Source organism: Paenibacillus sp. MMO-58 (assembly GCF_037146255.1).
Classification (GTDB): Bacteria; Bacillota; Bacilli; order Paenibacillales; family Paenibacillaceae; genus Pristimantibacillus.
Window position 1 is genome coordinate 342,770 of record NZ_JBBCVY010000001.1, and the last position, 16,909, is coordinate 359,678.

The window sequence follows — 16,909 nt, forward strand, 5'->3', positions numbered from 1 at the left end:
GTCCTCCGTTAGACGGAGGAGATATGGTAATAAGCGATAGATTCAAGAGTTCCGGTATCGTAGTTGATAAACAGCTTCAGCACATTCTCCTGGCGTTCGTATACAATACCGTCCTCCGCCTTATAATCAGGTTCGCCGAGCGCCTCTATTAATGCTTCGATCGAGACCGGAATTTCTTCATCATCGATCCAGATGGTGCTTGCGCTGCCGCTTACCTTGATTTCATCCATGATGCCGTCACGGAATACAATGTCCATGTTCGGATATTCGTAGGTTTCCATTTCGGTTAACCATTCATCTTGGGTGACGCGGATCGGTTCTCCAAGCATACGCCGGGCAGTAATCTTATCATCGTAAAGAGAAAGCCCGTTGACGGATTGCAGCTTGAAGTCTGATGTCGTATAGTCCGCATGCGAGACGGTCGCCCACTCGGATGCGGATGCTGTGGCCGTTGTCTGCAGCTCATGAACGGGATGAGGAAGAGACATATAAGCAAGCGGCACAACGCCGATGATCCCTCCTGCAAGGTAACATGCTATAAATGTATTCTTCATAAGTTATCCCTCCAGCCTTTGTCATTCGCCTTATTATCGATTACCCGGGCAGGAGGGAGTTGAAACAGGCTGGAGTAAAAATTATTTCGTATACAAGGTTACAAGACAAATATCGTCCTTCTGCACGGTACCGCTATCCTGCGGGATCATGGCGGTTACCAGCCCTGAAGGTTCTAATTGATCTTTATTTCTCATCAAATCAATCAACGTATCATAGGAGGGTTCTTCACCGGTTATCGCAGCTATGCCGTCGGTTAACCCGTCCGTATACAAAACGATTCCGGCTTTCCGCTCATACTGAAGACTGCCTTTGCTTAGCTTTAGCTTATTAAACAAACCGATAGCGCTGCAGCAAGGCTCAAGCAGGGCAGGCTTGCCGTCCAGGAAGGCAATTCCAGGGGGATGGCCGGCATTTACGTATTCAATCGTTTTGTTCTCCACGTCAAGCACCAAATAAATAGCGGTAAAATAGTAGTTCATCAGTTCATCCTTGATATGCAGCTGATTCATGTAACGGTTAAGCTCAAGCATCACCTGTTCCATATCGTTCATGCGCGTTATCGTATCCCGAAGCACGGAAGAGATGTACATGCAGACAAGGGAAGAGGAGATGCCGTGGCCCATCATATCCAGAAGGATCACGCCATATCGGTTCTTGTCAATCCGATACCAGTTATAGAAATCCCCCGCCAGCTCCGAAGAAGGCTGATAGGCCGCATTAATTCGCACATTCTCATCGTCAATCTCCGTGCTGAGCACGCTGAGCTGCACCTGCTTGGCCAGCTCCAGATTATATCTCATATTTTTGTCGCGTTCTTTGTGCCGGTCGATTTCCTGCTTCAGCCGCATCGCCGAGCGAATACGGGCAAGCAGCTCCATCCGGTTGATCGGCTTCATGACGTAATCGCAGGCTCCGGCATCGAGTGCTTCGGCCATTTTGTTCGAATCGCCAACCGCGGTTACGAATATGATGGGTATATCTTTGTAACGGCAGTCCCGCAATACCGTACGGCATGCTTCAATTCCGTCGATGTCCGGCATCATCATATCCATCAGAATGAGCTCGACATCCAGGTCTGATGAGGTAGTGGAGCCTCCTGTGCCAAGCATATCGTAAAGCTCATGGGCTGACGAGGCCGTTAATAGATTCCGATAACCGGCCTTATTCAGGATGGTTTGTATGATAAGTTGGTTGGTCGCGTTATCGTCAACAATGATAATACTCATCCGGGAGCACTCCTTTCTTTGTTTCTATTCTTTTTACACTATACCATAGATCAAAGACCTACCCGTAGGAGTAGGCCTTTGATGTGGAATGTTCGGTTATAAACGGTACTCCGGATAGTAGTAGACGGAGGAGTCGTATTCGTCATCCTTATACTCCTTGCCGCCCCAAGCGATAACCAGAATTTTATCCCTGTCCATCTCTTTCTCCAGATGCTCCGCGTATTGCTTGGAGATCCCAAGCGATCTCATCTTGGCGCGAAGCTCATTGCCGGTGGAGCGGAAAATGTTGGCGATAGCCGTTCCGACGCCTTCCGCCGCTACGCTGATTTGCTCGGCATTGGTATTTTTGGCAATGCGCTCCGTGCGGTCCTTATCGTGAGTCAATACAAAGATGTTCTCTCTCGCATAGCCGTCACGTTCGAAGCGGTGAACCTGCTCCTGTACCTCCAGCATGTTATTAACCGTGTGTACTCTTGTCGTCATGGTTTGAGTTGTCATTGTAATTCCTCCTCGATTTTCCTCGATTTTAATGAAATTGGTGCTAGCGCTGCTTGCTGGTTATGCTCGTCTTCGTCCCAGTATAAGAGAAGCGATAAAGAGGACGATAAAGACCACGAATAGGATTTTCGCAATACCCGCGAGTGCGGAGGCGATGCCCAGAAATCCGAACAGGCCGGCGACGACTGCGAAGATGAAGAAGAGTAGAGCCCATCCTAACATGTGAATCACCTTTCTTTCGATTGGGATACTTGCTTGTTTTGTTTGCCTTGCTTGTCTTGCTTGATAGGTATTTAACCATGATAGGGGAAGGTGAAACATCTTCTTCCGCAAAAAGTCTGCCAAGTATTTTACTTCATTAATAGTCAAATAAAAAACAGCCTGCAGGGGATTATCCCTGCAGGCTGTTTGACAAGCCAAGCGATTAATTTCGATTAAGATGTTCGTTCAAGAGACCCGGAAAATCGGTAATAATGCCCGTTACGCCGATGGAAATCAGCTTGTCCCATTCGGCGGGATGATTGGCCGTGTAAGGATAGATCCGAAGTCCAGCCGCGAGAGCGTCTTCGGTATCCTGGGCTCCGATATGGCCATGATGGGGGTGAAGCGACCATACCTCCGTCTCCAGCAGCGCTGCGTACGAAGCATGATGAATGAGATCGGCGGCATAGAGCAGTCCGATACGGAGCTCCGGCTCTGCCTGCTTCAGCCGTAGAAGCAGCTTATGGTCGAACGAAGAGACAACGGTGCGCTCCAGGCGGCCTTCGCCGCGGAGATAGTCCAGCAGTACCTGGTCGAGAAGGGCGCCTGCGGAATCCTTGACTTCGACATTGATTTCGATGTGTTCGGGCAGCAAATCGTATACTTCCTCCAGGAACGGGACTTTTTCGCCGGCAAAAGAAGGCGAAAACCAGCTTCCCGCATCCGCCTTGCGGATGAATTCCGAATGCAGCGAGCGGATCGCTCCGGAGCCGTCCGTTGTCCTGTCCAGCGTATCGTCATGGCAGACAATAAGCTTGCCGTCCTCCGACAAGTGAATATCCAGCTCAACCATATGGCTGCCTTGCTCGGCCGCAAGCCTGAAGCTCGCAAGCGTATTCTCGGGTGCTTCTCCGGCTGCGCCTCTATGTCCAATGACAATTGGGCTGCTTGCATGAATATTGGGCTCGATTTCTCTCGACATTCTCTTGTTCCCTCCCAGTCGGGCTCCATTGACATCCCATGGATTACCCTATCGCTTGCCTTCATTATAGGTTGGGAGTGTTAACTTGTCCCTCACTGATTATAAATCTAAAAAAAATCTTTAGAAAGACACTGTTTATTTTCAAGTAAGCGTTGTCACATTTCTTAATCTTAATAAAACGCTGACATAGGAGTTACAAATGGCAGTTATTCTTGGACTTGCCAAGCCATATCAGGTTCAGCAATTTCTTGAAAGGGCGGTTGTAGACACATGAATTCGTCACTCTATTCAGACAAATCCAAGTCGGTCTTGTCTCCGGCATCCGCGGCAACACCAGGCAGCCGGATCAACGCAGGCGCGCTGAGAAGAATGCGGGAGCATCTCCTCGGGTACCTGTTTTTGGCGCCAAGCGTGGCTATATTCATCCTGTTTTTCTTCTATCCGATGGCTCGCTCCGTCTATCTGAGCTTTCAACTTACCGACCCCCGCGGCAGGGTTGCCGCCTACGCCGGATGGGATAATTATTCGCGCATGATGGAATCATCCGCCTTCTGGAACAGCCTCTGGATCACGGTGAAATTCACGCTTATGACCGTGCCAGCCGGTCTAGTCCTCGGCTTGCTATGCGCCAGCCTTGTTCATTCCGCAGGCAAAGGGAGCAAGCTGTTCCGCTTCATTTTCTCGCTTCCGCTCGCGCTCTCCGTCGGAACGGCATCCATTCTGTGGATGATCCTGTACCATCCGTCGCTCGGCATGCTCAACTATTTGCTTGGGCAGATCGGCTTCGGACAAGTCCAATGGCTGACCGATCCGGGCGCGGCGCTTGATTCCGTCTCTCTTATGACGGTATGGATGAACTCCGGCTTTCCGTTCGTCCTGCTTCTGGCAGCTATTCAGGGGCTGGATAACGATATCATGGACAGCTCGCGAATTGACGGCGCATCCATGTGGAGAACGTTTTTCTCGATCAAGCTGCCTCTGCTGTCGCCAACGCTTTTCTTCCTTGCGGTTGTGTCGATCATGAGCGCCTTCCAATCTTTCGGACAAATCAATATCTTGACCCGGGGGGGACCGGCGGGTTCAACCGATGTGCTGGTGTACTCCATCTACCGTGAAGCATTTATCAACTACCAGTTCGGTACCGGCAGCGCGCTGGCGATTGTCCTGTTTATTCTGATGCTTCTGCTGACGGCCGTACAATTCCTTGTTCTCGGAAAGAAGGTGCATTACCAGTGAAGGCTTTCAGTCATCCGCGTAGTCCCTTCCGCTTATTCAGCCTTTACGGCCTGCTCGTCCTGCTATCGCTGTTAGTGCTTGGACCGCTGCTTTACTTGCTTGCCCAAATCTTTATGACGCCGGACGAGGCAAGCCAATTTCCGCCCAAACTTCTTCCTTCGGGTCTTCATACAGGGGAGTTGAGGAACGCCATTGATACCGTGCCGATTTTCGGCTTTATTCTCAATAGCTTTGTGCTGGCGGTCTCGATTATGATTCTTCAGGTGCTGACGGCGGCGCTGGCCGCTTACGCATTTGTCTATATCCGGTTCGCCGGCAGCCGGTTCTGGTTCGCTTTATTTATCAGTACCATGATGATTCCATGGGAAGTTACGATTATTCCCAATTATTTGACCGTCAAAAGCTGGGGATGGCTCGATTCGTTTCAAGGGCTTATCGTACCGTTTGCCGCTTCGGCGTTTGGCGTGTTCCTTCTTCGGCAGTTTTTCATGCAGCTGCCGCGCGAGCTTTTTGAAGCGGCGCGTATCGACGGCTGCGGACATTTCCGCCATTTTATGTCCATCGTGCTTCCGTTATCCGGCCCGGCTGCTGCATCGCTTGCGGTGTATGTGTTCCTGAACGGATGGAATCAATACTTGTGGCCGCTGCTTGTTACAAGCAGCGACGCGATGCGAACGGTTCAGATCGGAATCGCGATGCTCCAGTTCGAGGAGCTGACAAGCTGGAATCTGGTGCTGTGCGGAGTCGCGCTTGTCTTGGTGCCGTCGTTTGTCCTGCTGGGACTCGGCCTGAAGCCGCTTGTGCGGGGAATTACGGCCGGCGCGGTGAAGGGTTGATCTTACTCGGGTACTTGTCCTATCGGACTTGCCATATAGAAAAAAACATTATTTTAAGGGAGAGAAAAGAAACCATGGTTAAACGCAATTGGAAAATGGTATTGCCTGTGGCGGCTATGCTCGTGCTGCCTTTATCAGCTTGCGCATCGAATCCGAATAACGGAGGAAACGAGCCGTCGCCTACTGCCTCGGCTTCCAATACGGAGACCACCGCCAATGCGGGAGCAGCTTCCACCGAGCCGGCCAAAGAGCCTGTCAAAGTGGTCTGGTGGCATTCCATGAGCGGCGAGCTTGGCACAGCCGTGGACAAGCTGGTCAGCGATTTCAACGCTTCGCATCCCGATATCAAGGTAGAGGGCGTCTTCCAGGGCACCTACGACGAGAGCTTGAACAAGCTGAAGGCTTCCATGGATTCGAAGTCCGGTCCTTCCTTAATCCAGGTGTACGAGATCGGTTCGAAATTCATGATCGATTCCGGCGCCGTTACGCCGGTGCAGCAGTTCATCGACGAAGAGAAGTACGACTTATCTTCGTTGGAGCCGAATATTGCTAAATACTATACGTTTGACGGCAAGCAGTACTCCATGCCTTTCAACACTTCCAATCCGATTCTTTACTATAATAAGGATCTGTTCGAGAAAGCCGGTCTTGATCCAAACAAGCCGCCTGCGACTTACGAAGAAGTAGCAGCCGACGCTAAAAAATTGACCGGGAATAAAGTAACGGGAGCATCCTTCGCCATCTACGGCTGGTTTATGGAGCAGCTTCTGGCTAATCAAGGCAAGGACCTTATCAATAACGGGAACGGCCGCGAGAGCGCCGCTACGGAATCACTCGTAAACCAGGAAGCAGCCGTAAATACGCTGACTTGGTGGAAAGGCATGGTCGACAATAAATCCGTTCTGAATCTCGGACGCAAAACGGATGACACGAAAAAAGCGTTCCTGGCCGGCCAAATCGCCATGACGCTGGACTCGACGGCTTCGCTGCGCGGCATTGTTGACGGCGCGGCAGGCAAGTTCGAAGTAGGCACGGCATTCCTGCCTAAACCCGACGCTTCCTCCGAAGGCGGCGTTGTGATCGGCGGCGCGAGCAACTGGATTCTGAACAACAAGCCGGCAGAAGAGCAGAAGGCCGCTTGGGAATTCATGAAGTATCTGGCTGAGCCGGCCGTGCAAGCGGAATGGCATATCAATACCGGTTACTTCCCGATTACGACAAAAGCTTATGACGAGCAGATCGTAAAGGATAACCTCGCGAAATATCCGCAGTTCCAGACGGCTGTTGACCAGCTTCATGCTTCCAAGCCAAGCACGGCAAGCCAAGGCGCCGTTATGGGCGTGTTCCCTGACGCGCGTCAGACGGTGGAGGGCGCGATTGAAGAAGTGTTCACGGGCAAGAAGGACGTTAAGGCTGCGCTTGACGCCGCAGCAAAACAAATTACTGAGAAAATCGATATCTACAATAAAACGGTATCGAAGTAATGCAGCGAAGAACAGCTCTGGGGCTAAGCGCTCCAGGGCTGTTTTTTTGTTTTCGGCAAATAAATTCAGAATTGTCTGATAATATTGTTTCAACGAATCGATAGCTGGTTAAGTAATGACATGATAGCATTTCAAATCGAAAAGGATGTGGGATCGATGGATAAGCATAAGGTAAATGTCAATGGCATCGATATGGTATACGAAGAATGTGGCAAGGAAAACGAAAAAGCGATTATTCTGCTTCACGGTTTTTGCGGATCGTCCCATTATTGGCATAATGTTTGTCCGCTGCTGACCGATCACTACCGTGTCATTATGCCGCAGCTGAGGGGGCATGGCGAGACATCGGTACCAGACAATGTGTATACGATGGAAGTAATGGCCGATGATATAAATGCATTAATCGAGAAGCTTGGAATTGAGAAAACCGTTGTATTCGGCCATTCTCTCGGCGGCTATGTAACGCTGGCCCTTGCGGATAAATACCCTGACAAGCTGGCCGGATTCGGACTGATTCATTCCACCGCCCTGCCGGACACGGAAGAAGTGAAGAGGAAAAGGTACCAGGATATCTCCTTCATCCAGAAGGAAGGAATCGAGCCTTACGTACACGAGCTGATTCCGAAGCTGTTCAAGGAATCCAAGAGGCAAGATATGCCTGATGAGGTGGAAAAGGTTAAAGAGGCCGGACTCAAAATGTCTGCAAAGGGAGCTATTCATACGCTTGAAGGCATGATGATGAGGCCGGACCGAAGTGCGATGCTGCATGAAGCCAAGTACCCGATTCTGCTTGTCGCCGGCGCGGAGGATGAGGTGGTATCCCCGGACGATACCTTCTCCGTCAATGAAAAAGAGACAGCTAAGACAACCTACGAATATCCGCATATTCAGGAAAATACGTTCGAAGGCGTCGCTCATATGAGTCTGGTCGAAGCTCCCGAGCAGCTGGCCAGAGTTATCGCGAACTATCTCAGAACCCTTAGCGAGAAGGAGCCCGTGAGGGCGCTGTAAAAACGAATAGAAATGTTCAAACCCGTGCAGGCTCAGCGCCTGCACGGTTTTTAATATTTTTCAGTAAAAGCTGCTCGAAAAACAACCGGTTGTGGGTTAGAATAAGTGGGCAAGATCATTATCGACAAAGGACGTGTATAGTCAAATGGCCAAGCTGACACCTTATTTTTACTCCGAGGACGCTAAAGCGCAAGCCGGATTTTACGTGCAGGCTCTTGGCGGTGAAATCATCGATCAAATGACGTACGGGCAAGCTCCGGGTACGGACGAATCGATGAAGGACAAAATCATACATATGGTTTTTCAAGCTGCAGGCGTTACCTTCTACATTGCCGATACCATGCACGAGCCTCCGGGACGCAGTACGAGCTTTGATCTGAACCTCGAATTCAAAACGGACGAGGAAGCGCAGAAAGCCTTCGCCAATCTGTCGGAAGGCGGACGGGTGATCATGCCGCTGGAGAAGCAATTTTGGGGTACGCTGTTTGGCCGGGTAGAGGACAAATTCGGCATCAAATGGCAGATCAGCACGGAGCCGAAATCGCAAAGCTGATTTTACGATAGAGGTTTTCTCATAAGGAGAGGCAAACAAAGTGATGGCAAACGAATGTCCGATCTGCAAGGGGAACAATAAGTGCGGCAATCTGCAAGGACTGCCGGCCGGGGAATGCTGGTGCAGCAAAGAGGTTTTTCCGCAAAAGGTGTTTGAACAGATTCCGTCTGAATTAATGGGAAAAGCCTGCGTATGCCAAGCTTGTCTGGAAAGGCTGAAGCGGGAATCGAAGGAAGGGTCCGGGGAGATGCAATCATGAATCCGATAAATCCATTAGAAGTAGAGGATTTGCTGCGAACGTTTACCGGGGAAGAGATTTACGTCCATAGCGAAGCAACATCCTACGTTTTTGTGCGGAACTTCAAGCTGAAGCTGACGCAGGCTTTTGCAGCGGGGGAGGGGCCGTTCCGGATTGCTTTGCGATTTGATGAAATCGGCTGGCTGCGAATGGAAGCGCTCACGCATTACGAGCTTGATGCGGAAGGACGCTTGCTGTTGGCCGGCTACGATGACAGAGGACGAATGAATGTTGCGCTGCACCTCGGAAAGGAGCCGTTTGCGGAATGAGTACAGAACCAAGAAAGCTGCTCGCCGTATTTGCCCATCCGGATGACGAGTCTTTTATTTGCGGCGGTACGTTAGCGAAGTATGCCGACAGCGGCGTAGAGATTACGCTTGTCAGCGCAACAAGAGGTGAGATGGGCAGGCGAATGGGCAATCCGCCGTATTTGAACCGCGAGACGATGGCTGCGGCCCGCGAGCAGGAGCTTCGGGAAGCGTGCGAACGCCTCGGGGTCAAGCATCTGCATTTCTTCGATATTCGCGATAAAACGGTAGAGTTTGCCGATCCGGATCAATTGGCTGACCGTATAGCCGGATTAATACGGGAAGTTAATCCCGATGCTATTCTTACTTTTCATGAGAAATGGGGCGGGCATCCGGATCATTGCGCGATTGGCAAAGCTACGATTGAAGCGCTTGCCCGCACAGGACTTGAGAAAGCCTTGTATTTCATTTCGTTCGGGGATTCGCTGGCCTATCCGGAAGCTTATGGTTATTCCCAAGAAGAGATTGCCCGGATTGACGTAAGCCGCTATAAAAAAGCGAAGCTTGCGGCGTTCCGAGCACACCGCTGCCAGACGGAAATCGATGAATGGGTATGGCTGCCTGACCGTCAGGCCATGAGCCGTTTCGGGGATCATGAATATTTCATCAAAGGAAACAAAGAGGCGCTCAAACTCGGCAATGCCGATTTGTTCTAGCGCCTCTTGGGGAAACTTATTCAAATTCGCTTAAAGCCGTTGCAGCCAGATTTTGAATGACCACATTGTCCATCGGCGGATTATGCAGACCGGCCCGGACATCCCTGTAATAACGCTCGAGCGGCTGCTGACGGGATAAGCTGGTGCCCCCAACGATCCGCATGGCCAGATCAACAATCTTGATGGCATTATTGGTTGCCACGTATTTCGCGAGACCAAGGTCAGCTTTCAAAGCTGGCCTGTTTTCCGTTTCCCGGTCCCAGCGTTCCGCGATCGAATAGAGCATCGTATGGGCGGTGCGAAGCTCAAGCTCCATCTGGCCAATCGAATGCTGGACGGAAGGAATAGACGAGATCGGCTTATCCATCTGGCCGGGCTTGTAGGAGTTGGCGAACGACAGGGCATAATCTCTTGCGGCAAGCGCAATGCCAAGATAGCAGGCCGGAATATGCAGCAGCCAGCCGCCCCCGTCATCCGTCCCTTTGCCGGTAAGCCGGTGATCGGCGGGAACAAAGACTTGATCAAGCACAACATCGTGGCTTCCGGTCGCGCGCATGCCAAGCGTATCCCACGTTTCGATGATGGAGACCTGCTCGTCCCGGCTCACCATGAAATCGCTAACGCTGTCCTCGCCCGGAATATAAGCGGTTACGACAAACCGGTCGAGGATGGGGGACAACGTACTAAAGGTTTTGCGCCCCGATATAAGCCATCCTCCTGGGACGGCGGTTGCGTTTGTTTCGGGCTTGCCGCCTCGGCTTGGACTGCCGGAGGCTGCTTCGCTGGCAAAGGTGTTGATCATAGCTCCGTCCTTGACTACGGCCGCGCAAAGGTCAGCGAAGACGGGCTCCTGCCATTTTCGGGAAGTGCGCAGATGCAGCATCTGCCCCATATGCCAGCCAACCGCAAGCGCGGTAGAACCATCGCCGTAAGCCAGTCTTTCCTGCAGCATGACCATCTCATAGAGAGAAATCTCTTCTCCGCCGTAAACCTTGGGAACCGTAAGCTTCAAATATCCCGCCTCGCGCAAGTCCGCGAAATTATCAAACGGAAACGAACCTTCACGGTCGTGCCGGGATGCTCTTTCCGCGAAGCTAGCCGCCAATTGATCTACTTGCAATACCCGGGCTTGTTCTTCTTCGTTCCGGATATATTGATCTACCCAACGAGTCATCTATTTTCGCTCCTCTTAAAATGAATATTCACAGATAAGGGCTATGCTGCAGGTTATATGCCTTACCTTATTATAGCAAGCAGAGGAGGCGTGTCGCTATCAGGCTTGAACTCCGATATGGCGGTTTGACGCGAATTCGAACAAGCCTTTGTCCGTTATTTTGAGCTCAGGGATGACCGGTAGGGCAAGGAAGGATAACGTCAGGAACGGGTTGAAGGCATCCGGTGCGCCAATTGTGCGAAGTGCCGCATAGAGGCCAAGCATTTGTTGATTCACTTCGCTATAACTTTGTTCGGACAACAGACCGCCGACAGGCAGGGATAAGGAAGCTAGAACTTCGCCGTCTGCCACAACCGCAAGCCCGCCGTTCATCGAAGCCACATGGCGGATTGCAAGCAGCATGTCTTCGTCGGTTACGCCGGCGCAGATGATATTGTGCGAGTCATGGGCTACCGACGATACGATCGCGCCTTTGCGGAAGCCAAAGCCTTTTACAACCGCAAGACCGATATTACCGGTCCGGTGATGACGTTCTACGACGGCAAGCTTAAGCTGGTCGCGTTCGGTCGAAGGAATAAACCGCAGCTCCCGATCTCTTGCTGCTTGTTCCTTCAAATGCCGGGTCACGAGAGAGTTCGGAATGATTCCGATAACATTGCACGTATCGGACGCGAGCGGAAGCTCAAGAGCATCCGGCCGGAGCGGCTTCATTCCCGCATTAATATCGTCGGATGAATGCATCGGTTCCGGGGAAGCTTGCGCAGCACTAACGGAAAAGACCTCCTCCTGGAGCGTTCCGTTGCGAAATACGCATACGCCTTCTTTAAATACCTGCCGGATCGCAAGCATCTCCAGATCGTCAACGATTACAAGATCGGCCTTATAGCCGGGAGCAATGGCGCCTTGCCCGCGCAGACCAAAGCATTCCGCGGCGTTCAGGGTCGCCATCTGGATGGCGGTAACCGGATCTAGCCCTTTGCTCACGGCCAGACGGATGCTGTAGTCGACGCTTCCTTCCTCCAGCAGATCGTCGATTAATTTATCGTCGGTCACAAACAGGCATCTTCGGCTGTTTCCGGCGTTAACGGCAGGAAGGAGCGCTTCCAGGTCCTTGGCTACTGTACCTTCGCGGATCATCAGATACATGCCAAGCTCAAGCCGGTGCCTTGCTTCTTCCGCGTCAATAGCTTCATGATCCGTGCGGATGCCCGCGGCCATATAGAGATTGAGCTGTTCCCGGTCGATGCCGGCGGCGTGACCGTCGATATGCGCAGCAAGCTCATTCGCGTCAGCCAACTTGCTGATCATGCCGGGACTGCCGGCAGCAAGGGCGGGGAAGTCCATCACTTCAGCCAGGCCAAGTACTTTGGGATGCGCATAAAACGGCCGAAGATCTTCCGCTTCTAAAGTTGCGCCGCTTGTCTCGAACGGGGTAGAGGGTACGCAGGACGGCAGATTGACGTAAATATCGAGAGGAAGGCCTGCGGATTGGTCAAGCATATATTGAATGCCTTTGCTGCCCATCACGTTAGCCATTTCATGCGGGTCGGTCACAACGGCCGTAACCCCATGCTGCAGAACAACCTTCGCGAATTCGCGCGGCGTCAGCATTGAGCTCTCGATATGCACATGGCCGTCAATCAATCCGGGAATGATCCATTGCCCTGACGCGTCAATCACTTCCCCACCCTCCGTGTACTTGCCGATCCCCGCAATGATGCCGTCTACGATTGCGATATCGCCGGACATGATGCTGCTCGTAAACACGTTTACAATTTTGCCGTTCCGTATAATAAGATCTGCCGCAGCGCGTTTGGCTGCTACGTCGATTCGCTTCGCGAGTTTGTCTTTTGTATTCATGACAGCTATTCTCTCCTTTTTTTACTAAAATAAAAAAACTCCCGATTACCGCCGATGCTGAAAGAAGCATGCTGGTAATCGGGAGTTTACGGTTCCCGGTAGAAACCCCCGGCCCGTATTGCCGAGGTTATACGCAATATTGGATTCTATTGTAGAAGATGGACAACGGGAATGCAACTGCTTATTTTGAATTCTTCGGATTGAAACGCGTACAGCCGCCTAAGGACGGCGAAGCCGTTTCACCTTGTCGCAGGCGCAATATGAGTCGGAATCTGACCGTTTGGATACGGGCCTTCCCAGCCGAGATAGTAGTGGCGGATCGGCTTCAGCTCATCATCCAATTCATACACAAGCGGAATGCCTGTCGGAATGTTCAAGTCTGCAATGCCGTCCGGCGGTATTTGGTCCAAATATTTGACCAATGCCCGCAGCGTGTTCCCATGGGCGGCTATAATAACCTGTTTTCCGGAGGAAACGGCGGGAGCGATTTCGGCATTCCAATACTTCAGAACCCTTGCCTCCGTGTCTTCCAGGTTTTCCGTTAACGGAAACTCGCCTTCCTTAAGTCCGATGTAACGATGGTCGGCAGCTACGTATCGCGGATCGGTTGCGTCGAGCGCCGGAGGACGGACATCAACCGATCTGCGCCAAAGATGCACCTGCTCCTCTCCGTATTTGGCGGCGGTTTCCGCCTTGTTCAGCCCTTGCAGGGCGCCGTAATGCCGTTCGTTCAACATCCAGCTCTTGTGCTCCGGTATCCATAAGAGATCCATCTCTTGAAGGATAATCCATAAGGTTCGGATGGCTCGTTTCAAGACGGAGGTATAGGCGATGTCGAAGACGTAGCCGTGTTTTTTCAGGATTTCCCCGGCTTCCCTGGCTTCATCCAGACCTTGCGTTGACAGGTCTACATCGGTCCAGCCCGTGAACCGGTTCTCGACATTCCATACGCTTTGCCCATGGCGGATCAGGACGATTTTTTTCATGAGGCGACCTCTTTTCCAAAGTTTGCTTATCTCTATAATGTTTCCAATCGAGAAAAAAAACAAGCCAACCCGGATAAAATCGGGTCAGCTTGTTCCAAATCTTTATTAACTTCTCAATGCGCTTCGGCATGGTCAACATGCTTCAGATGTTTATGGTTGAACGCAATGAGAACAACGGCCAGGATAACGAAGCCGCCGCCGATATAGAACGGGGCATGGAAATCGAACCATTCGGCGAATTTGACCGCGTAATACGGGGCAAGTGCGCCGCCGATGAACCGAAGGAAGCTGTAAGCCGCGGATGCGGTTGGTCGTTCGACCGGAGCAGCGTTCATAACGGCTGTCGTGATAAGGGTATTATTGTTGCCAAGGAAGGCCCCTGCAAGAATAACCATGCAGATGACAACCGCTTTTTCAGTAGTCCAATAGCCCATCGCAAACAAAGTGCAAGCGAAGAGAACAAGTTGAATGCACATTGATTTGATTGTGCCCGAACGCGCCGGTTACCAGCATGGCTACGGCCATAACGGCATTGTAGCTCGTAAAGAGAAGCGTAAGATCGCTGTCGGACGCGTGAAGCTGATCCTTCATCATCGGCAGGATCGGGTCTACCAGACCAAGGCCCATAAAAGCGATAATGCTTGCGAATGCAATCGCCCATACGGCGATCGGCTGGTTGAACATGGACTCGGCGGGTTTAAGCGGAGCCGCGGTAGCTGCTGGTTTAGCAGTTGAAGACATATTCGTGTTATCCCTCTCTTTAGATAAATTGGTATAGTCTCTATGAATCAGAGTCAACAAACGAACCAATCGTATCGCTACATTAATCTTTACGTCAACGTTAACTTTGTGCTAATTCCTGGCTGGGTAAGACGATTAACCCTTATTTTTAAAATGATAATATCGGGTGTCACAAATAAAGACCTCTCCCCGTTCTATTTGCAAAAGCGCAAAGAGGAGAGATCATCTATGACGGAATGGACAGTGGTTGTCGTTGGCGGCGGGTATGCGGGAATTCATGCGGTAAAGGCGGTTTGGAAGCAGTATGGCGCTCATGCGGAAGGACGGAAGCTTCGCCTTCTTTTATTGGATCCGAATCCTTATCATCTGCGCAAGGTGCTCTTGTTCAAGCCGGCGGTAGGGGCTGACCCAATCACGGTACCGTGGCGGCAAATTTTGCCGGAAGCGGCCGAGCACGTGCAGGGAAAAGCACGGCGTGTAGATGCAGATGCGAAAGTGCTCGAATATGAGGATGCGGAAGGCAACTCCGTACGGCTCGCTTATGACACGCTGGTTGTTGCGGTTGGCAGCGTAGCCCGCGAGACGGAGTCCGGTTTTGGAGGCATTGCCCTTACGGGAATGGAGTCGGCCGTCCGAATCAGGGAAGCGTGGGGCTATAATATGCAGGCTGCAAGGGTGGAAAACAACGCGGAGGAACGCCGTCGCCTGCTCACGGCAGCCGTGGCCGGAGCGGGAATTACCGGCATTGAGACGGCCTCGGAGTTAGCGTACGCCATGAGAGAAGAAGGAGCCAGACAGGGACTTAACCCCGAAGAAATTCGGGTTCATCTGATGAATGCCCAGGATCGCTTATTTCAGGAGGGGCCAATGAAGGCAAGCCGCAAGCTGGAGGAGGAGCTGGCGAAATGCGGCGTATCCGTGCATCATCGCAGCAAAGCGGTACGCGAGGAGAACGGCAATCTAATGCTCTCAAGCGGTGGAGCTCTGCCGGTTGGCCTTACGGTATGGACGCTGGGTCTTGTTCCGAATCCGGCCATTCGCAGCTTAGGTCTGCCGGTAACGAAAGACGGCAGGCTTATCGTGGACGAATGCTACCGTGTCAAGGATGCCAAGGGCGTGTATGCCATTGGGGATTGCGCGTTTATCGTGGACCCGGATAACGGCGAAGCTGCCCGCATGACGTGTAAAGAGGCCATTCCGCAGGCACAGCGATTAGGCAAAATCATTGCGGCGGACAAAACCGGCAGCCAGGCCCCCCGCCATAAACAGGTGATGGATGGCTTTACGATTGGACTTGGTCCGGGACGGGGAATGACATGGACGCGCAAATGGGGGCTTGATATAATCATTTCGGGAAGTTTATCTTATAAAATCAAACGTTTTGTCTGGGATTACGCTAGTATGCTGAAATCATAAGGAGACGTCATATGATTGAGCTGTACGAACGTTATAAAGGGTTGTTGTTCAGCCTTGCTTATCAGTTAACCAGCTCGGTCGCCGATGCGGAGGATGCGGTTCAGGACGTATTTCTCAAGGTTCAGAATATGAATCCGGATAAGCTGCACGAGCCCAAAGCGTATTTGTGCAAAATGATAACGAATCGCTGTCTGGATCATCTGCGTTCGGCAAGAGTACGCCGGGAGCAATATGTCGGTCCGTGGCTGCCGGAGCCGATAGCACAATACTACGATGACGGACTGGAGGAAGTAGTTCGCCATGACCTGCTGTCTTACGCCATGCTTGCTCTGCTCGAAAGGTTGTCGCCTTCGGAACGAGCCGTATTTGTTCTGCGCGAAGCGCTTGGGTTCGATTATCCCGCTATTGCGGAATTAACGGGAAAAAGCGAGCAAAACTGCCGTAAGCTGATGAGCCGTTCCAGAGCAAAGATGGGAATAACGGAAGAAGAGCTGCAGGCTGGCGGTACAATCGAGCAGGCGTGGATAAACCGGTTCGTAGCGGCCTTATCCGAAGGCGAGGTCGACACCGTGCTGTCGATGCTGGCCGAGGATGCCGTGCTGATATCCGACGGAGGAGGCAAAGCATCGGCGGCGGTCCGGCCAATCGAAACAAGGGAGCGCGTGGCGCAGTTCCTGCTGGGCATTTTCCGCAAATCCCAGATTACGAGCCATATGACGGTAGAGCTAAAGCCGTTAAACGGGGAACCCGCCTTCGTATTCCGGCAGGAAGGAATCGTAGATTCGGTCGTATTTCTTGAGCAGCGCGAAGGGGTGCTTCATCGGATATTTATCGTCCGCAACCCGGATAAGCTTCACAATGTATAAAAAAAACGGTTGTGCTTGTTGA

At 51.8% G+C, this 16,909-nt stretch carries 20 protein-coding genes and 1 riboswitch; of the genes, 10 read left to right on the forward strand and 10 right to left on the reverse strand.

What is annotated here, in order from left to right:
- Positions 1 to 8 precede the first annotated feature (8 nt).
- The 5 genes from WFJ73_RS01435 to WFJ73_RS01455 all read right to left on the reverse strand — a co-directional run bounded on the left by WFJ73_RS01435 (position 9) and on the right by WFJ73_RS01455 (position 3,462).
- Entirely contained in the window at positions 9 to 554 is a 546-nt protein-coding gene (locus tag WFJ73_RS01435) for a hypothetical protein (RefSeq protein ID WP_336771195.1), read from the reverse strand.
- A gap of 81 nt (positions 555 to 635) precedes the next feature.
- Positions 636 to 1,781 carry a fused response regulator/phosphatase gene (locus tag WFJ73_RS01440; RefSeq protein ID WP_336771197.1) on the reverse strand — a complete coding sequence of 382 codons (1,146 nt, stop codon included), beginning with the start codon at positions 1,779 to 1,781 and terminating at the stop codon, positions 636 to 638.
- 96 nt (positions 1,782 to 1,877) lie between these two features.
- On the reverse strand, positions 1,878 to 2,279 hold the full coding sequence (locus tag WFJ73_RS01445; protein WP_015843466.1) for a general stress protein: 402 nt from the start codon (positions 2,277 to 2,279) through the stop codon (positions 1,878 to 1,880).
- Positions 2,280 to 2,339: 60 nt separating this feature from the next.
- Positions 2,340 to 2,501 carry a DUF1328 domain-containing protein gene (locus tag WFJ73_RS01450; protein ID WP_127495974.1) on the reverse strand — a complete coding sequence of 54 codons (162 nt, stop codon included), beginning with the start codon at positions 2,499 to 2,501 and terminating at the stop codon, positions 2,340 to 2,342.
- A 202-nt stretch (positions 2,502 to 2,703) separates the two neighbouring features.
- Positions 2,704 to 3,462: a glycerophosphodiester phosphodiesterase gene (locus WFJ73_RS01455; protein ID WP_336771202.1), complete on the reverse strand. Its 759-nt coding sequence runs from the start codon at positions 3,460 to 3,462 to the stop codon at positions 2,704 to 2,706.
- 270 nt (positions 3,463 to 3,732) lie between these two features.
- On the opposite strand from WFJ73_RS01455, the gene WFJ73_RS01460 reads away from it, so the two are divergent.
- The 8 genes from WFJ73_RS01460 (at position 3,733) to WFJ73_RS01495 (ending at position 9,844) form a co-directional block, all read left to right on the forward strand.
- Entirely contained in the window at positions 3,733 to 4,698 is a 966-nt protein-coding gene (locus tag WFJ73_RS01460) for a carbohydrate ABC transporter permease (RefSeq protein WP_336771204.1), read from the forward strand.
- Complete coding sequence (locus WFJ73_RS01465) at positions 4,695 to 5,534, forward strand: carbohydrate ABC transporter permease (RefSeq protein WP_336771206.1); 840 nt, start codon at positions 4,695 to 4,697, stop codon at positions 5,532 to 5,534. Before WFJ73_RS01460 ends, WFJ73_RS01465 begins: the two co-directional genes overlap by 4 nt.
- A gap of 74 nt (positions 5,535 to 5,608) precedes the next feature.
- A complete protein-coding gene (locus WFJ73_RS01470; protein ID WP_336771208.1) occupies positions 5,609 to 7,018 on the forward strand; it encodes an ABC transporter substrate-binding protein in 1,410 nt (469 codons plus the stop codon).
- Positions 7,019 to 7,174: 156 nt separating this feature from the next.
- Positions 7,175 to 8,029 carry an alpha/beta fold hydrolase gene (locus tag WFJ73_RS01475; protein WP_336771210.1) on the forward strand — a complete coding sequence of 285 codons (855 nt, stop codon included), beginning with the start codon at positions 7,175 to 7,177 and terminating at the stop codon, positions 8,027 to 8,029.
- 145 nt (positions 8,030 to 8,174) lie between these two features.
- Positions 8,175 to 8,582 (forward strand): VOC family protein, encoded by a 408-nt coding sequence (locus tag WFJ73_RS01480; RefSeq protein WP_336771214.1) that lies wholly within the window; start codon positions 8,175 to 8,177, stop codon positions 8,580 to 8,582.
- Between the two features lie 43 nt (positions 8,583 to 8,625).
- The gene (locus tag WFJ73_RS01485) at positions 8,626 to 8,841 is read left to right on the forward strand and encodes a cysteine-rich CWC family protein (protein WP_336772113.1); all 216 of its coding nucleotides are present in this window, start codon (positions 8,626 to 8,628) and stop codon (positions 8,839 to 8,841) included.
- Complete coding sequence (locus tag WFJ73_RS01490; RefSeq protein WP_336771216.1) at positions 8,838 to 9,149, forward strand: DUF1806 family protein; 312 nt, start codon at positions 8,838 to 8,840, stop codon at positions 9,147 to 9,149. Before WFJ73_RS01485 ends, WFJ73_RS01490 begins: the two co-directional genes overlap by 4 nt.
- Positions 9,146 to 9,844: a PIG-L family deacetylase gene (locus tag WFJ73_RS01495; protein ID WP_336771218.1), complete on the forward strand. Its 699-nt coding sequence runs from the start codon at positions 9,146 to 9,148 to the stop codon at positions 9,842 to 9,844. The genes WFJ73_RS01490 and WFJ73_RS01495 overlap by 4 nt, the downstream gene beginning before the upstream one ends.
- Positions 9,845 to 9,860: 16 nt before the next feature.
- Here WFJ73_RS01495 and WFJ73_RS01500 read toward each other — a convergent pair whose 3' ends face one another.
- From WFJ73_RS01500 to WFJ73_RS33345, 5 genes are all read right to left on the reverse strand, one after another.
- Positions 9,861 to 11,018 (reverse strand): acyl-CoA dehydrogenase family protein, encoded by a 1,158-nt coding sequence (locus WFJ73_RS01500; protein WP_336771220.1) that lies wholly within the window; start codon positions 11,016 to 11,018, stop codon positions 9,861 to 9,863.
- A 99-nt stretch (positions 11,019 to 11,117) separates the two neighbouring features.
- Positions 11,118 to 12,878: an adenine deaminase gene (gene ade / locus WFJ73_RS01505; protein ID WP_336771222.1), complete on the reverse strand. Its 1,761-nt coding sequence runs from the start codon at positions 12,876 to 12,878 to the stop codon at positions 11,118 to 11,120.
- A gap of 55 nt (positions 12,879 to 12,933) precedes the next feature.
- Positions 12,934 to 13,031, reverse strand: a riboswitch (purine riboswitch).
- An 86-nt stretch (positions 13,032 to 13,117) separates the two neighbouring features.
- Complete coding sequence (gene gpmA / locus WFJ73_RS01510) at positions 13,118 to 13,864, reverse strand: 2,3-diphosphoglycerate-dependent phosphoglycerate mutase (protein ID WP_336771225.1); 747 nt, start codon at positions 13,862 to 13,864, stop codon at positions 13,118 to 13,120.
- A gap of 113 nt (positions 13,865 to 13,977) precedes the next feature.
- A complete protein-coding gene (locus WFJ73_RS33340; protein ID WP_442955912.1) occupies positions 13,978 to 14,340 on the reverse strand; it encodes an MFS transporter in 363 nt (120 codons plus the stop codon).
- Entirely contained in the window at positions 14,279 to 14,605 is a 327-nt protein-coding gene (locus tag WFJ73_RS33345; RefSeq protein WP_442955913.1) for a hypothetical protein, read from the reverse strand. Before WFJ73_RS33345 ends, WFJ73_RS33340 begins: the two co-directional genes overlap by 62 nt.
- A gap of 228 nt (positions 14,606 to 14,833) precedes the next feature.
- Here WFJ73_RS33345 and WFJ73_RS01520 point away from each other — a divergent pair, with 228 nt between their 5' ends.
- Complete coding sequence (locus tag WFJ73_RS01520; protein ID WP_336771227.1) at positions 14,834 to 16,021, forward strand: NAD(P)/FAD-dependent oxidoreductase; 1,188 nt, start codon at positions 14,834 to 14,836, stop codon at positions 16,019 to 16,021.
- 11 nt (positions 16,022 to 16,032) lie between these two features.
- The gene (locus WFJ73_RS01525; protein WP_336771229.1) at positions 16,033 to 16,887 is read left to right on the forward strand and encodes an RNA polymerase sigma-70 factor; all 855 of its coding nucleotides are present in this window, start codon (positions 16,033 to 16,035) and stop codon (positions 16,885 to 16,887) included.
- Positions 16,888 to 16,909: the final 22 nt, after the last annotated feature.

Bases quoted from the DNA above. Each gene is read 5' to 3' on its own strand.
- WFJ73_RS01495 (WP_336771218.1), top strand. From the start codon at position 9,146: ATGAGTACAGAACCAAGAAAGCTGCTCGCCGTATTTGCCCATCCGGAT.
- WFJ73_RS33340 (WP_442955912.1), bottom strand. From the start codon at position 14,340: ATGTGCATTCAACTTGTTCTCTTCGCTTGCACTTTGTTTGCGATGGGC.
- WFJ73_RS01450 (WP_127495974.1), bottom strand. From the start codon at position 2,501: ATGTTAGGATGGGCTCTACTCTTCTTCATCTTCGCAGTCGTCGCCGGC.
- WFJ73_RS01520 (WP_336771227.1), top strand. From the start codon at position 14,834: ATGACGGAATGGACAGTGGTTGTCGTTGGCGGCGGGTATGCGGGAATT.
- ade (WP_336771222.1), bottom strand. From the start codon at position 12,878: ATGAATACAAAAGACAAACTCGCGAAGCGAATCGACGTAGCAGCCAAA.
- WFJ73_RS01435 (WP_336771195.1), bottom strand. From the start codon at position 554: ATGAAGAATACATTTATAGCATGTTACCTTGCAGGAGGGATCATCGGC.
- gpmA (WP_336771225.1), bottom strand. From the start codon at position 13,864: ATGAAAAAAATCGTCCTGATCCGCCATGGGCAAAGCGTATGGAATGTC.
- WFJ73_RS01485 (WP_336772113.1), top strand. From the start codon at position 8,626: ATGGCAAACGAATGTCCGATCTGCAAGGGGAACAATAAGTGCGGCAAT.
- WFJ73_RS01490 (WP_336771216.1), top strand. From the start codon at position 8,838: ATGAATCCGATAAATCCATTAGAAGTAGAGGATTTGCTGCGAACGTTT.
- WFJ73_RS01480 (WP_336771214.1), top strand. From the start codon at position 8,175: ATGGCCAAGCTGACACCTTATTTTTACTCCGAGGACGCTAAAGCGCAA.
- WFJ73_RS01455 (WP_336771202.1), bottom strand. From the start codon at position 3,462: ATGTCGAGAGAAATCGAGCCCAATATTCATGCAAGCAGCCCAATTGTC.
- WFJ73_RS01470 (WP_336771208.1), top strand. From the start codon at position 5,609: ATGGTTAAACGCAATTGGAAAATGGTATTGCCTGTGGCGGCTATGCTC.
- WFJ73_RS01500 (WP_336771220.1), bottom strand. From the start codon at position 11,018: ATGACTCGTTGGGTAGATCAATATATCCGGAACGAAGAAGAACAAGCC.
- WFJ73_RS33345 (WP_442955913.1), bottom strand. From the start codon at position 14,605: ATGTCTTCAACTGCTAAACCAGCAGCTACCGCGGCTCCGCTTAAACCC.
- WFJ73_RS01440 (WP_336771197.1), bottom strand. From the start codon at position 1,781: ATGAGTATTATCATTGTTGACGATAACGCGACCAACCAACTTATCATA.
- WFJ73_RS01525 (WP_336771229.1), top strand. From the start codon at position 16,033: ATGATTGAGCTGTACGAACGTTATAAAGGGTTGTTGTTCAGCCTTGCT.
- WFJ73_RS01460 (WP_336771204.1), top strand. From the start codon at position 3,733: ATGAATTCGTCACTCTATTCAGACAAATCCAAGTCGGTCTTGTCTCCG.
- WFJ73_RS01445 (WP_015843466.1), bottom strand. From the start codon at position 2,279: ATGACAACTCAAACCATGACGACAAGAGTACACACGGTTAATAACATG.
- WFJ73_RS01475 (WP_336771210.1), top strand. From the start codon at position 7,175: ATGGATAAGCATAAGGTAAATGTCAATGGCATCGATATGGTATACGAA.